General features: G+C 65.6%; 12 protein-coding genes. 5 read left to right on the top strand and 7 right to left on the bottom strand.

All coding sequences use genetic code 11. The annotated features are described in order from the left end of the window. Nucleotides 1-54: 54 nt before the first annotated feature. The 5 genes from mutS to C7451_RS05535 all read right to left on the bottom strand — a co-directional run bounded on the left by mutS (nt 55) and on the right by C7451_RS05535 (nt 6,479). Nucleotides 55-2,640, bottom strand: coding sequence for a DNA mismatch repair protein MutS (mutS, locus tag C7451_RS05555; protein WP_110298020.1), 2,586 nt, complete (start codon nt 2,638-2,640; stop codon nt 55-57). Between the two features lie 369 nt (nt 2,641-3,009). Further along, the gene (locus C7451_RS05550) at nt 3,010-4,632 is read right to left on the bottom strand and encodes a GMC family oxidoreductase (RefSeq protein WP_110298019.1); all 1,623 of its coding nucleotides are present in this window, start codon (nt 4,630-4,632) and stop codon (nt 3,010-3,012) included. Between the two features lie 30 nt (nt 4,633-4,662). Further along, nucleotides 4,663-5,139, bottom strand: a complete 477-nt coding sequence (locus tag C7451_RS05545; protein WP_110297952.1) for a GNAT family N-acetyltransferase — start codon at nt 5,137-5,139, stop codon at nt 4,663-4,665. Nucleotides 5,140-5,143: 4 nt separating this feature from the next. After that, nucleotides 5,144-6,082 (bottom strand): sterol desaturase family protein, encoded by a 939-nt coding sequence (locus C7451_RS05540; protein ID WP_110298018.1) that lies wholly within the window; start codon nt 6,080-6,082, stop codon nt 5,144-5,146. 16 nt (nt 6,083-6,098) lie between these two features. Next, nucleotides 6,099-6,479, bottom strand: a complete 381-nt coding sequence (locus tag C7451_RS05535; RefSeq protein WP_110297951.1) for a hypothetical protein — start codon at nt 6,477-6,479, stop codon at nt 6,099-6,101. 162 nt (nt 6,480-6,641) lie between these two features. Here C7451_RS05535 and pheS point away from each other — a divergent pair, with 162 nt between their 5' ends. The 5 genes from pheS (at nt 6,642) to C7451_RS05510 (ending at nt 13,569) form a co-directional block, all read left to right on the top strand. Next, complete coding sequence (gene pheS, locus C7451_RS05530; protein WP_110298017.1) at nt 6,642-7,736, top strand: phenylalanine--tRNA ligase subunit alpha; 1,095 nt, start codon at nt 6,642-6,644, stop codon at nt 7,734-7,736. Further along, nucleotides 7,733-10,162: a phenylalanine--tRNA ligase subunit beta gene (gene pheT, locus C7451_RS05525; protein WP_110297950.1), complete on the top strand. Its 2,430-nt coding sequence runs from the start codon at nt 7,733-7,735 to the stop codon at nt 10,160-10,162. Before pheS ends, pheT begins: the two co-directional genes overlap by 4 nt. Continuing rightward, nucleotides 10,155-11,036 (top strand): aldose 1-epimerase family protein, encoded by an 882-nt coding sequence (locus C7451_RS05520; protein WP_244181620.1) that lies wholly within the window; start codon nt 10,155-10,157, stop codon nt 11,034-11,036. Before pheT ends, C7451_RS05520 begins: the two co-directional genes overlap by 8 nt. A 122-nt stretch (nt 11,037-11,158) precedes the next feature. Beyond that, complete coding sequence (locus tag C7451_RS05515; protein WP_110297948.1) at nt 11,159-12,724, top strand: peptide chain release factor 3; 1,566 nt, start codon at nt 11,159-11,161, stop codon at nt 12,722-12,724. Between the two features lie 41 nt (nt 12,725-12,765). After that, entirely contained in the window at nt 12,766-13,569 is an 804-nt protein-coding gene (locus C7451_RS05510) for a 3'(2'),5'-bisphosphate nucleotidase CysQ (protein WP_110297947.1), read from the top strand. Here C7451_RS05510 and C7451_RS05505 read toward each other — a convergent pair. Both C7451_RS05505 and C7451_RS05500 read right to left on the bottom strand, forming a co-directional pair. Beyond that, nucleotides 13,566-13,925 (bottom strand): DMT family transporter, encoded by a 360-nt coding sequence (locus C7451_RS05505; RefSeq protein WP_110297946.1) that lies wholly within the window; start codon nt 13,923-13,925, stop codon nt 13,566-13,568. The two genes, C7451_RS05510 and C7451_RS05505, sit on opposite strands and share 4 nt — an antisense overlap. A gap of 13 nt (nt 13,926-13,938) precedes the next feature. Further along, nucleotides 13,939-14,742, bottom strand: a complete 804-nt coding sequence (locus C7451_RS05500; RefSeq protein ID WP_110297945.1) for a MerR family transcriptional regulator — start codon at nt 14,740-14,742, stop codon at nt 13,939-13,941. Between the last annotated feature and the right edge of the window lie 274 nt (nt 14,743-15,016).

The raw sequence follows: 15,016 nt of genomic DNA, 5'->3' as shown, positions 1-15,016 counted from the left end.
CCCTGCCTTGGTAACGGGTTGCAGGATAACCGGATTTGCGCCGCGATTGAACGACTAATGCGACGCCTCATCCAGCATCGCCTTGAGCCGGTAAAGCGCATCGAGCGCATCGCGCGGGCTCAGGTTATCGACATCGAGTGCCTGCAGCATGTCGCGCAGTTCGTCCCTGGCTTCCGGCTCCCTGGCCGCAGCAGCAGCGAACAACGGCAGATCGTCGAGCCCTGCCGCGAGGCCGCCGGTTGCCTGCCTCCCCGCCTCGAGCTTCGCCAGCACCGATTTCGCGCGCGCGACCACCACCGGCGGCACGCCCGCCAGCTTTGCCACCGCAAGACCGTAGCTGCGGTCCGCCGGGCCATCGGCGACTTCGTGCAACAGCACCAGATCGCCCTTCCATTCGCGCGCGCGGACATGGTGCAGCGAGAGCGCATCGAGCCGTCCGGCGAGCCGGGTCAGTTCGTGATAATGGGTCGCGAACAGGCAGCGGCATCTATTGGTATCGTGCACCGCTTCGGCAATCGCCCAGGCGAGCGCCAACCCATCATAGGTCGAGGTGCCGCGCCCGACCTCGTCTAGGATGACGAACGACCGCTCGGTCGCCTGGGAGAGGATCGCTGCGGTCTCGACCATCTCGACCATGAAAGTGGACCGGCCGCGTGCGAGATTGTCCGACGCGCCGACGCGGCTGAACAGCCGGTCAACAATGCCGATCCGCGCCGAGCGGGCGGGCACGAACGCGCCAGCCTGTGCGAGCAGCACAATCAGCGCAGTCTGGCGCAGGAAGGTCGACTTGCCGCCCATGTTCGGACCCGAAACCAGCCACAGCCGGTCACGTTCGTTCAAGCTCGCGTCGTTGGCGACGAAGGCCTGACCCTGCTTGCGCAGCGCCGCCTCGACCACCGGATGCCGCCCGGATTCGATCGCGATTTCGGACGCCTCGGTGAGCTCGGGGCAGCAGAAATCGCCCTCCGCCGCCATCTGCGCATGACCGCAGGCGACATCGATCCGCGCGATCGCGGCGGCGGTGCGCGCGATGCCCTCGCGCGCGGCGATGACCTCTTCGCACAACCCCTCGAAATGCGCCTCTTCCGCCGCCTGGGCGTGCGTTCCCGCCTGTGCGATGCGCATTGCCTCTTCGTGCAGCGCGGGCGAATTGAAGCGCACCGCGCCCGCCATGGTCTGGCGATGGGCAAAGCCGCTGTCCGCTTTCATCAGCGCATCGGCGCGGGCGGCGGGTACCTCGATGAAATAGCCGAGCACCGCATTGTGCCGGATCTTCAGCGCCTGCACGCCAGTCTGCGCCTTGTAGGTAGCCTCCAGCGCGGCGATCGCGCGGCGGGCATTGCCCGAGGTATCGCGCAGCGCATCGAGCGCGGCATCATAGCCGCGCGCGATATAGCCGCCCTGCTGGCGCTCAGTGGGAGGGCTTTCGACCAGCGCGCGTGCCAGATGCTCGACCAGTGCGCCATGGCCCTGCATGTCGGGCAGCAGTTGCTTGAGCAGATCGGGAAGGTCCGACGCCTTGCCGAGGCGTTCGCGCAAGGTCCGCGCAGCGCTGAGGCCATCGCGCAGTTGCCCGAGATCGCGGGGGCTGCCCCGTCCGGCGACGACGCGGCCCAGCGCACGGGCAAGATCGGGAATTGCCTTCAGCGCCTCGCGCACGCTGTCGCGCAGCAGCGGATCGGCATGGAACCATTGCACCAGCGCCAGCCGGTCGCGGATCGCAGCCAGATCGGTCAGCGGCGCGCCGAGATCGCTGGCGAGCAGCCGCGCGCCTGCGCCAGTCACCGTGCGGTCGATCGCATGGATGAGCGATCCGACCCGCCCGCCCTGCTGCGAACTCAGGATTTCCAGGCTCTCGCGCGTTGCGGCATCGACCGCCATGTGCTGCGCCACCTCGTGCCTGCGGGGCGGGGCGAGGAATGGCATCGTTCCCCGAGAGACATGCTCCAGATAAGCAAGAAGCCCGCCCGCTGCCGCAAGCTCTGCGCGGCTGAAGCTGCCGAAGCCATCGAGTGTGGCCACCCCGAAATGCGCCTTCAGCCGCCGCTCGCCCTCGATGCTGCTGAAATCATGGCCCGGCCGGAGGATCGCATCCTCGCCAAACGGGTCGGCGCGGTCGGACTGGACAAGTTCGCTGGGGGCAAGCCGCGCGATCTCGGCCGAAAGCTCGGCAGCGCTCGCCTGCATCAGCTCGAACCGACCGGTAGAGATGTCGCACATCGCCAAGCCAAAGCCGCCCTCGGCACTGGCAATTGCGACCAGCCGGTTTTCCGAGCGCGAATCGAGCAGCGCCTCTTCGGTCAGCGTGCCGGCGGTGACGAAGCGGACGATCGCGCGCTGCACCAGCGCTTTCGAGCCCGCGCGCGCCTTGGCCTCGGCGGGCGTCTCGGTCTGCTCGGCAATGGCGACGCGGTGGCCCGCCTTGATCAGCCGCGCGAGATAGCCTTCGGCGCTGTGCACCGGCACCCCGCACATCGGCACCGGATCGCCACCATGCGCCCCGCGCGAGGTCAGCGCGATATCGAGCACCGCCGCCGCCGCCTTGGCATCGTCGAAGAACAGTTCGAAAAAGTCGCCCATCCGATAGAAGAGCAGGCAATCGGGCGCCTCGGCCTTGAGCGCATGATATTGCGCCATCATCGGTGTCGGGGCGTTGTCGGACGAGGCGCTCATCGCTGTTCCGTTACCTGAGCCGGAAGCAGCACGGAAGCGCGAGTTTTCCCCAGGGCGGTGTTCAACGTCCCTCGACTTCGCTCGGGACACACGGAGGTGGATTGGACGACACCAAAATCCTCCCCCATCTCGCTGGGGGAGGGGGACCGCCCGCAAAGCGGGTGGTGGAGGGGCAGCGGGTACGTGCTCCGGATGAAGCAAAGTGCCATCCCGCTTCCCCTCCACCCCCGATCTTCGATCGGCGGTCCCCCTCCCCGAGACAAGCTCGAGGAGGATTTCGGGATACCGCGTCCTCTCTGTCCGTTTGTCCCGAGCGAAGTCGAGGGACGTAATCGCTTACGCCGCCACCAGCAGCTTCGCCTTCACATCCTCAGCGACAAACGCCGCGCAGCGTTCGCCGATCATGATGCTGGGCGCGTTGGTGTTCCCACTGACGATCTTGGGCATGACGCTGGCATCGGCGACATAAAGCCCCTCGACCCCGCGCAGGCGCAGGCGCGGATCGACCACGCTAGCCTCGTCCGACCCCATGCGGCAGGTGCCGACCGGGTGATAGACGGTATCCGCGCGGTTGCGGATCAGCTCGTCGAGCGCAGCGTCATTGTACAGATCGATCGGATGCCGATCGACCGGATCGTAATCCGACATCGGCTGGGTCTCGAAGATGCGGTGCATGAAGCGCACCCCGGCCCGCAGCACCGCCATGTCGCGTTCGTCGGCCAGGAAATTGGGGTCGATGCGCGGCGGGGCGGCGGGATCGGCGCTGTTGAGCGTCACCGTGCCCTTGCTTTCCGGGCGCAGGACGCAAGCGTGGCACGAAAAGCCATGGCCCTTGACCTTCTCGCGCCCGTGATCCTCCAGCACAGCAGGCACGAAATGGAATTGCACATCGGGCGCAGGTGCATCGGGCATCATTTTCCAGAAGCCGCCCGCTTCCGCCCAGCAGGTGGTCAGGATTCCGGTGCGCTTGCGGCGGTGCTCGATCACCGCGCGTGCCATGCGCGACGCGCCCGCGAGCGAACTGCCGAAGCTGTCGGTCGATTTGGTGGCGAAGCCCGAGACGTAATCGATATGGTCCTGCAGGTTCGCGCCGACTTCGCCGCGATCCACCAGCACCGGAATGCCATGCTCCTGCAGCATGCCGCCGGGGCCGATCCCCGAAAGCTGCAGGATCTGCGGCGAGCCGAAGGCACCAGCAGAAAGCACCACCGCAGCGCGCGCGAACACCTGCACCACCTTGCCTGCGCGTTCAAACTCCACGCCGCGCGCCCGGCCATTCTCGATGATGATCCGCCGGACAAGCGCATGGGTGCGCACGTCCAGATTGGCGCGGTCCGCTGCCGGCTCGACATAGGCGCGTGCCGCGCTCCAGCGTTCGCCGTTCTTTTGCGTGGTCTGGTAGATGCCGAAGCCTTCCTGCTTCGCGCCGTTGAAATCGTCGTTCAGCGGCAATTGCAGCCGCCGCGCCGCCTCGACAAAGGCATGGCTGCCGGGATTGGCCCATTTCTGGTCGACCACCGATAGCGGGCCATCGCCGCCGTGATGCGCGTCGAAATCGTGCGACGAGCCATAGCGCGCATTGCCTTCGGAGCGGCGGAACCAGGGCAGCACGTCCTTGTGGCTCCAGCCGGTGGCTCCAAGCGCCTCCCAGTTGTCGTAATCCCAATGGTTGCCGCGAATATAGACCATCGCGTTGATCGCCGAGGAGCCGCCCAGCCCCTTGCCCCGCGGCTGATAGCCGGTACGCCCGTTCAGGCCCGGCTGCGGCACGGTTTCGAACTGCCAGTTGGTGTTCTTCGGGAGGAAAGGCATGAAGCCCGGGGTCTTGACCCGCACGCCATTGTTGCGCCCCCCCGCCTCGATCAGGCAGACCGACAGCGAGGGGTCTTCGCTGAGCCGCCCGGCAACCGCACAGCCTGCGGACCCGCCGCCGATCACGATGATGTCATACTCGCTCATGCTCTCTCCCATTTTGGTTCTTGGTGCCGATCACGGCAGGCTATTCAATCGCCTCCGCTGAATGACCATCAGATGCCCGGCCTCGTCGCTCTCGACCCCGGCAATGTGAAACCCTGCCTTCAGGTTGACGATGATCATGCGGTTGTTGCTGGCGCGGGTGCGCGTTTCGACCCAGTGATAGCCTTGCGCTGCCGCCCAATCATGCTGCGCGTGCATCAGCCGCGTGGCGATGCCCTGGCTACGCGCTTCGGGAACGATGCCGCCGAGCCAGGAATAGAGCAGGCTGGGTCCGCGCCGGTATCCGAGCTTGAAGCCCAAGTCGGCTCCGGTATCGCTGCGCGCAAGATGCAGCACCGGATCGACCAGCACCGGCAGGCGACGCGCGAGATAATCGGGGTCGAAAGTCTCGAATATCCGGCCGCACAGGTCGGCGAGCACGGCCTCCTCGCGCTTAATCTGTGCGCCTTCGAAAAGGGCAATATCCGGCTGGTCGCCCCCGCGCGCCATATGCCTATTCCGCTGGCTCTAGAGTGACGCCGCTGGCTGCGCGCGATGGTGATTGCCGCCCCTGCCGCGCGGCCCAGGCGGCCTTGATGCTGTCGCTGGTCTCTCGGCTGTTGTCATGGCTCCACCCTGGCGGGCGCAGCAGATAGGCCAGCTTATTGCCCAGCCCGGGCGCGGACCACAGGTCGCGCGCGATGCCCACCCATTCGTGAAACGCCGCCCATAGGAGGTTGAAGCTGCCCAGCTGCTTGACGATGCCATAGCGGATCGGTTCGTCGTCGCGCTCGGGCACGAAGGTGCCGAACATCTTGTCCCAGACGATGAACACCCCGGCATAGTTCGAATCGAGATAGCGCGGGTTGATCGCGTGATGGACGCGGTGGTGCGAGGGCGTGTTCATCACCGCCTCGAACCAGCGCGGCAGGCGCTTGACCGCCTCGGTATGGATCCAGAACTGGTAGATCAGGTTGATGCCGCCGCAAAAGGCGATCATGAGCGGGTGAAAGCCCAGCCAGAACAGCGGCAGGCTGACCAGCAGGCCGGGGGTGAAGAAGCCGGTCCAGGTCTGCCTGAGCGCGGTCGAGAGGTTATAATGCTGGCTGGAATGGTGGATGACATGCGCTGCCCACATCCAGCGGACGCGGTGACCCAGCCGGTGCACCCAGTAATAGGCGAAATCATCAAAGACGAAGGCAACCGGCCAGGCCCACCAGGCAAAGCCAATGTCGAAGATCCGATATTGATAGACCCAGAAGGCGATGGCGAGCGCGAGCCCCCCGGTCAGCGCACCGGCGACGGTCGAGCCAAGGCCCAGTGCCAGCGATGTCAGCGTATCGCGCGGTTCATAGGCCTTGCGGTCGCGGCGGCGCACCCACCAGATCTCGGCCAGCATCAACAGCACGAAAGCCGGGATGGCGAGCTCGGTCGGGTTGGGCAGGTCGGGAATCATTATGCAAGCTTGCTTACATCATTGTCAGCAGCCTGTCAGCATCCTGTTTTGACAGAGCGAGTGCAACATGCCCGAAACGCGGATCACCGGTCTCGACCTTCCAGCCTTCGCTGCATCGGTGGGCGCGCAACGGCCTTGGCAGCACGCGGCCAGCGCATTGCGCACCGTGGCGCTTGAGCACGACGACCCGGCCATCCCGCCCCTCGACCAGAGCCGCTTCGCCATCGTTAGACATCAATACCGGCCCGGATTCGAAGCCTGCAATCTGCTCTTCGGCAATGCGCGCGGCATCGGCGGCATCGCCGATCCGGTTCTCGCCCAGTTGCAGCAGCCAGACCAGGCCTGCGACCGCAAGGATCGCGGCGAGCGAAGCGAAAAGCAGCATCAGGTTCATCGGCCATCGTCCCCATTGCAGCCGGGTCTGCGCCCGGTCTGACGGAGAGAATAGCACCCCGGGCGCCCGCATGAAAAGGCCATGAAAATGCGGCAGGGCTTGATTTGTGCAGCCGGGCATGACAGCGGCTCGCGGACATTTTTGCCATTTGTGAAAGAGCAGATCGTGGCCGACGTTGAAACATTGCAGCAGGATTACCTGGCGCAGATCGCCAATGCCGATCTTGCCGCGCTGGAAGAGATCCGCATCGCAGCCCTGGGCAAGCAGGGCGCGATCACCGGGCTGCTCAAGACGCTGGGAAGCATGAGCCCCGAAGAGCGCCAGGAACAAGGTCCGCGCATCAACGGCGCGCGCGAGGCGGTCACGTCGGCGATCGCCGCGCGCAAGGACGCGCTGGAAAGCGCTGCACTCAACGAGCGGCTCGCCGCCGAGGCGATCGATCTCACCCTGCCGGTCGCGCCCAGCCCGCAAGGCTCGGTGCATCCGGTGGCGCAGGTGATGGACGAGCTGGCCGAGATTTTCGCGGACCTGGGATTTGCCGTCGCCACCGGACCCGAGATCGAATCGGGCTGGTACAATTTCACCGCGCTGAACATGCCCGAGACGCACCCTGCGCGCGCGATGCACGACACCTTCTATTTCCCCGATCGCAATGCGGACGGAGAGGAAATGCTGTTGCGCACGCACACCTCGCCGGTGCAGATCCGCACGATGATGGGACAAAAGCCGCCGATCCGCATCATTGCGCCCGGCCGCACCTATCGCAGCGATTCGGATGCGACGCACACGCCGATGTTCCACCAGGTCGAAGGCCTTGTCATCGACAGGGGCATCACCATGGCGCACCTCAAATGGACGCTCGAGACCTTCGTTCGCGCGTTCTTCGAGCGCGACGATATCGTGCTGCGCCTTCGCCCGAGCTATTTTCCGTTCACCGAGCCCTCGGCCGAGGTCGATGTCGGCTTCACGGTGGAAAAGGGCAAGCGCGTCGTCGGTGGCGATCCCACCGGCCCCAATGGCGGCTGGATGGAAATTCTGGGCAGCGGCATGGTCAACCCCAAGGTGATTGAGCATTGCGGTCTGGACCCCGACGAATGGCAGGGCTTTGCCTTCGGCTGCGGCATCGACCGGCTGGCGATGCTCAAATACGGCATGGACGACCTGCGCGCGTTCTTCGACGGCGATTTGCGCTGGCTGAAGCATTACGGCTTCTCGTCGCTCGACGTCCCCACGCTGAGCGGAGGAGTAGGCGCATGAAGTTCACCCTCTCCTGGCTGAAAGAGCATCTCGATACCGATGCTTCGCTGACCGAAATCACCGACCGGCTGACCGCGATCGGGCTGGAGCTCGAAGGGGTGGAAAACCCCGCCGATGCGCTGCGCCCGTTCCGCGTCGCCAAGGTGCTCGAGGCCGGCCCGCATCCCAATGCCGACAAGCTGCGGCTGCTCAAGGTCGACGACGGCTCGGGCACCCCCTGGCAGGTCGTGTGCGGCGCGCCCAATGCAAGGACCGGGCTGGTCGGCGTGTTCGGCCCGCCGGGAACCTATGTCCCCGGCCCCGCCTTCACGCTCAAGCCTGCGAAGATCCGCGATGTCGAGAGCTTCGGCATGATGTGCTCGTATCGCGAGCTCGAGCTCGGCGAGGACCATGACGGCATTATCGAGCTGCCCGAGGACGCGCCGGTCGGCACCAGCTTTGCCGATTATGCCGGGCTCGACGACCCGGTGATCGAGGTCTCCGTCACGCCCAACAAGCAGGACTGCATGGGCGTGCGCGGCATCGCGCGCGATCTCGCCGCATCGGGCATCGGCACGCTGAAGCCCTTGTCCGAAGTCTATCGCTCGGGCGTCGATCCGGTCGAGGGCAGCGGCGACGCGCCGGATGTGCGCACCGACGATAGTGCCGGTTGCCCGGCCTTTTTCGCGCAGAACGTCTCGGGCCTGAAGAACGGCCCCGCGCCCAAATGGATGGCGGACCGGCTGAAGGCAATCGGGCAGAAGCCGATTTCGGTGCTGGTCGATATCACCAATTTCGTGTCGATCGACCTTGGCCGCCCGCTGCACGTTTATGACCGCGCCAGGCTGTCTGGCGGGCTGGTCGCGCGCAAGGCGGCAGATGGCGAAGAGGTGCTTGCGCTCAACGGCAAGACCTATGCGCTTGATGCCAGCATGACGGTGATCGCTGACAGTGCCCAGGTGCACGATATCGGCGGCATCATGGGCGGCGAGGATTCGGGCGTGTCCGACGACACCACCGACGTGCTGATCGAGTGCGCCTATTTCGACCCCGAACATATCGCGCGCACCGGCCAGAAGCTGATACTGACGAGCGACGCGCGCCAGCGCTTCGAGCGCGGCGTCGACCCGGCGTTCCTCGAAACCGGTCTCGCCATCGCGACGCGGCTGGTGCTGGAGCATTGCGGCGGCACGGCGAGCCCGGTCACACGCTCGGGCAAAGCCCCGGTCGAACCGCGCACCGTGGCTTACGACCCCGCCTATTGCACCGCCTTGGGCGGCATCGATGTCGCGGCAGGCGAGCAGCAGGCGATTCTTGAGCGGCTGGGCTTCGGCGTCGACAGCAGCGCCACCCCCTGGACGATCACCGTCCCGACATGGCGGCGCGATGTCGCAGGGAAAGCGGATATCGTCGAGGAAGTGGTGCGCATCACCGGCATCGATGCGATCCCCTCGACCCCGTTGCCGCGCCTGCCCGGTGTCGCCAAGCCGACCGCGAGCCCCGCGCAGCTGCAGGAGCGCCGCGTGCGCCGTCTCGCCGCCGCGCGCGGTCTCAACGAGGCAGTCAACTGGTCGTTCATTTCGGACAGGGAAGCAGCCCCATTTGGCGGCGGCGACTGGGTGCTGGCCAATCCGATCAGCGAGGACCTCAAGGTCATGCGGCCTTCGCTGCTGCCCGGCCTGCTCTCTGCTGCCAAGCGCAATCTCGATCGCGGCGCGGGCTCGGTGCGGCTGTTCGAGGTCGGTCGGCGCTATTTCAAGGCCGAGGACGGCACCAGCCTGGAACGCACCACGCTGGGCATCGTGCTGGCGGGCGACAAGACCCCGCGCGACTGGCGCAGCGGCAAGGCGCAGGGCTTTACCGCGCATGACGTGAAGGCCGAGGTGCTGGCACTGCTCGATGCCGCCGGTGCCCCTGCCGCCAAGCTGATGGACTTCGCCCCCGATGCGGCAGGTCCCGGCGATCACTATCACCCGGGCCAGGCGGCAACGCTGCGGCTGGGTCCGAAGAACGTGCTCGCCGCGTACGGGACGCTGCACCCTTCGACCGCGCGCGCCTTCGGCTTCAAGCCGGTGCACGGGCCTGTGATGGTGGCAGAGCTGTTCCTCGACGCCATCCCACTGAAAGCGCGCGGATCGGCGATGCGCGAAGCCTATGCGCCTCCGGCCCTGCAGGCCGTGACGCGCGACTTCGCCTTCCTGGTCGATGCCAAGCTGCCCGCCGGTGACCTGATGCGCGCGGTAAAAGGCGCCGACAAGAAGCACATCACCGATGCGCGCGTGTTCGACAGCTTTGCAGGCCAGGGCGTACCCGAGGGCAAGCTTTCGCTCGCGATCGAGGTGACGCTGCAGCCCGTGGACAAGAGCTTTGGCGACGATGAGCTCAAGGCCATTGCCGATGCGGTGGTCAAGGCGGCGGCCAAGCTCGGGGCGGAGCTGCGTGGCTGATCTGGTCACGCTGCGCTCCGATGCGCTGACGGCGACCATCCACCCGCTAGGGGCGGAGCTATGGTCGCTCAGGGACGCTGGTGGCCGCGAGCTGATGACCGATGCCGACCCGGCCTTCTGGACTGGTCATGCGCCTTTGCTGTTCCCGATCGTCGGGGCGCTGGCGGATGACCAGTATCGGCTCGGCGATCGGCGCTTTGCAATGGCGAAGCACGGCTTTGCCCGGCGCTCGGAATTCGCGCTGGTCGAGGCGGACTCTGGCCGCGCGCTGTTCCGGCTCAAGGCGAGCGAGGCCAGCCGCGCGGTCTATCCGTTCGAATTCCGGCTCGACATGGGTTTCGCGCTGACGGGCGCGACGCTCGCCATGACCGCAACCATCTGCAACATGGGCGATACGCCGATCCCGTTCAACTTCGGCTATCACCCGGCCTTCGCCTGGCCGCTTCCCTATGGCGGCGCATCAGAGGATCACCGGATCGTGTTCGAACGCGACGAACCCGCCCCGATCCGGCGGCTCGACCCCGCCACCGGCCTCGTCGCGCCCGATCCGCAGCCCAGCCCGGTTGAGGGCAAGGTTTACGCGCCTGCTTATGCCGATTTCGAGGCCGACGCGCTCATCTGGGATGAACTGCAAAGCCGCTCACTCACCTATGGCGTGCCCGGCCAGCCGCGCCTTCGCATCGACTTTCCCGATACGCCGATGCTCGGCATCTGGCAGAAGCCCGGCGCGCGTTTCCTGTGCATCGAGCCTTGGGCCGGGATCGCCGATCCGCTCGGCTTCACCGGCGATTTCACCGAAAAGCCCGGCGTGATGACGCTGGCACCGAACGCACAGCAGCGTTTGCGGATGGATGTGACGCTGCTAGAGAGCTAGCCCATCCGATATCGGTCCCCTGCGAAGGCAGGGGCCCATCATCTACCCGATCCACCAGACGCTAACCTCTGGAGATGGCCCCCTGCCTTCGCAGGGGATCATCGAGCAAGCAAAGCCCCGATATGACCGCCCTCAACCGCCGCACCTTCGCCATCATCTCGCACCCTGACGCAGGGAAGACCACGCTCACCGAAAAGCTGCTGCTCACCGGCGGCGCGATTCATCTGGCGGGCGAGGTCAAGGCGCGCGGTGCGGCGCGGCGGGCGCGGTCGGACTGGATGAAGATCGAGCAGCAGCGCGGCATCTCGGTCACCTCCTCGGTGATGACCTTCGAGCGGCAGGGGATTACCTTCAACCTGCTCGACACGCCGGGGCACGAGGATTTCTCCGAAGACACCTATCGCACGCTGACCGCGGTCGATTCGGCGATCATGGTGATCGATGCGGCCAAGGGGATCGAGCCGCAGACGCGCAAGCTGTTCGAGGTGTGCCGCTTGCGCTCGGTGCCGATCATCACCTTCGTCAACAAGGTCGACCGCGAAGGCCGCGATCCGTTCGAACTGCTCGACGAGGTCGCCGATGCGCTGGCGCTCGACGTGTGCCCGATGAGCTGGCCGGTCGGCATGGGTGGCCAGTTCGAGGGCATTTACGACTTCGCTCGCAACACGCTGATGCAGCCCGAAGGTCCCTCGCGCGAGTTCGAAGGGGCGTTCACGCAGGTCGCCGGCCTCGATGATCCTGTCCTCGCCGAGAAACTGTCGGCCCAGGGGCTGGAACGGCTGACCGAAGAGGCCGAGCTGGCGCAGGGCGGCTATGCCAGCTTCGACCTTGAGGCCTATCGCCATGGCGACCTTACTCCGGTGTTCTTCGGCTCGGCGCTCAAGCAATTCGGTATCGAGGAACTGATCAACGCGATTGCCGACCATGCCCCGCCGCCACGCAGCCAGCCCGCCGAGCCCGAATCGGTCGATCCGACGCGCAAGGACGTGACCGGGTTCATCTTCAAGGTGCAGGCGAACATGGACCCGCAGCACCGCGACCGTATCGCGTTCATGCGGCTGGTCTCGGGCACGTTCAAGCGCGGCATGAAGCTGGTACCGTCGGGTCATGGCAAGCCGATTGCGGTGCATTCGCCGATCCTGTTCTTCGCGCAGGACCGTGAGCTGGCCGACGAGGCGCTGCCAGGCGACATCATCGGCATCCCCAACCACGGCACGCTGCGCGTCGGCGATACGCTGTCCGAGAAGAACGACGTGCGCTTTACCGGCCTGCCGAACTTTGCGCCGGAAATCCTGCGCCGCGTCCAGCTCAAGGACCCGACCAAGACCAAGCAGCTGCGCAAGGCGCTCGACGACCTGTCCGAAGAGGGCGTGATCCAGGTCTTCTACCCCGAAATCGGCAGCCAATGGGTGGTGGGCGTGGTCGGCCAGCTGCAGCTCGAGGTGCTGATCAGCCGGCTCGAGGCCGAGTACAAGGTCGAGGCGGTGCTCGAAATGGCCCCGTTCGACACCGCGCGCTGGCTGAGCGGTCCGGCCGACGCACTGGAAGCGTTCAAGCGCATCTCGATGAACAACCTGGCCAAGGACCGCGACGGCAATCCGGTGTTCATGGCGAGGTCTGCCTGGGATGTCGGCTATCAGCAGGAAAAGAACCCCGAGCTGACCTTCAGCGCAACCCGAGAGCGCTAAACGAGTGTTGCAACCGCCATGACCCGCGCTACAGCGGGGACATGGCGTCGCGCACCAAGGTTTCTCCCGACACGATCAAGCACATCGTCGAAGAGGCGAGCACCATCGCCATGGGCGCGTTCGCGCGCGCCGGGGGTGATTTGCAGGTCTGGGACAAGGTGCCGGGAGAACCGGTGAGCGAGACCGACCTTGCCGTCGACAATTTCCTGCGCGAACGACTGGGCGCTTTGGTCCCAGATGCGGGCTGGCTGTCCGAGGAGACGGCGGACGACACCGCGCGGCTCGATTGCGGGCGTATCTGGCTGGTCGACCCGATCGACGGCACGCGCGATTTCGTGCGCGGGCGCACCGGCTGGGCGATCTCGGTCGCTCTGGTCGAGGATGGGCATGTCGTGATGGGCGTGCTCGCGGCTCCGGCGCGCAAGGAATACTGGATCGGCGCGCGCGGGCGCGGCGCTTTCCTCAACGGCAAGCAATTGAAGGCCAGCCGCCGCACCGATTTTTCCGGGTCGCGCGTGCCGACCGACAGCCTGCCCAAGGCAGATGTCGACCTCACTGTGGTCGAAAAGCCGAACAGCATCGCGCTTCGCATGGCGATGGTGGCCGACGATCGCGCCGATCTGCTCGCGACGCTGCGCTGGGGCTATGAGTGGGATATCGGCGCGGCGGCGATCATCGCCGAAGAGGCAGGCGCGCGCGTTACCGATGCGCTGGGCGGCGAGCTCAGGTTCAACAAGCCGCGCGCCAATGCCTTCGGAGTTTTGTGCTGCGCGCCGGGCATCCACGCCGCCGCGGTCGAGCGGCTGCGCGAACGCGCGGTGCGGCTGTCAGCGGGCGGTGGCTAGCCCTCCGCCGATGCCACCTGCTTCTCCGCATCGGCATAGGGCGTGGTGAGATACAGGCCCGTCGTCCCGATCAGCGTCAGCATGATGAACCCCGCCTGGGCGAGGCTGATCGACTGGCGGAACACCAGCCAGCCGATCACCGCAATCGCGACGACGCCCACGCCCGACCAGATCGCATAGGCAATGCCCATCGGGATGCGGGTAAAGGCGAAGGCGAGCAGCCAGAAGCACAGGCCATAGCAGGCCATCGAGGCCATGCCGAACAGTGGCTTGGCAAACCCCTGCGAGGCCTTGAGCAGGCTGGTGCCTGCAATCTCGCAGATTATGGCCAGCGCCAGCAATACCCATGCATTCATGACCCGTTTCTCCTCATTCCACCTTGGGCATGGCGATCATGTCCCCGGCCAGCATCCGCGCCGCTGTCGCCTCTTTCATGAACGCCCAGACCTCTGCATCGAAGCCGGGATCGGCCTGAACCGGCCAATTGGCCATGTCATCGTACATCTTCATCGTGCCCGTCCACATCGCGGGCGTGGCGACATCAGTGAACGGCTTGAGCAGCGCGTACCAGCGCTGGACGAACGCAGCCGCCGCATCACCGGCGGGGTCCATCGGCAACGCCGCCTTGATCTCGTCGCCCAGCGCCTTCCATTGCGCAGCATAGTCCTGCTGGTCGAATTCGGGGCCGAGGCCCTGCATCTTCTGAACCCATTCGGCCTGCTCTTGCGGAGTGAAATAGCGGTCGGTCACCGCCTTCCATTGGTCCTGTGACATGCTTGTACTCTCCTGCTGTTCGTGCCGGATCAGCGAGCAGAAGGTCTCGGCATCGATGGGCTCGCCGCGATCGATGCGGAACTTGACGGAGATGAGCAGCGCCTGCGCATCGGAAATGCGTCGCGCCTGAGCTTCCAGATGGTCAAGCTGCGCGGTGATAAGGCCATGAAGATCAATCCGCCGATTGGCGGTCAACCGCTGGATCTGCGCCAGCGTCAGCCCCGCCTTCTTGAGCGACAGGATGAGGTTCAGCCGCTCCAGCGCCGCCGCATCAAAATGCCGCCGCCCCGATGCGGTGCGTAACGGCTCCACGAGCCCTCGCGCCTCGTAGAAACGCAGCGCACGCGCAGTGAGACCGGTGAGCCGGGTGACGGCGGCAATGTCGAGCGAATCAGCCATAGCGAGCTTATGCCACTTGACGTTGCGTAAGCTTCAAGAGGTTTTTCTGACACTCGGCTAGCGCTCGTACGCTACGGTCGGACATAGCTCAAAAGCAGGCTGAGAGACGCCAGCATGCCAGTCTTTGCGAAAGCCGGGTAAATTGCCCAAATGTCCGAGCAACGCATCCCAACCGGGCATTTCCTCGTGAAAGTTCAAGGAATTCTCGTCGACCATCACCTGGCAGCAGATCAGGTCGAAGGCGAGTTCGTCACGCTTGTAGAACGTAACTCAT

It is taken from the genome of Blastomonas natatoria, assembly GCF_003201955.1.
Classification (GTDB): domain Bacteria; phylum Pseudomonadota; class Alphaproteobacteria; order Sphingomonadales; family Sphingomonadaceae; genus Blastomonas; species Blastomonas natatoria.
The sequence above is the reverse complement of the archived record's forward strand: the minus strand, read 5'-3'. Positions and strand labels throughout refer to the sequence as shown.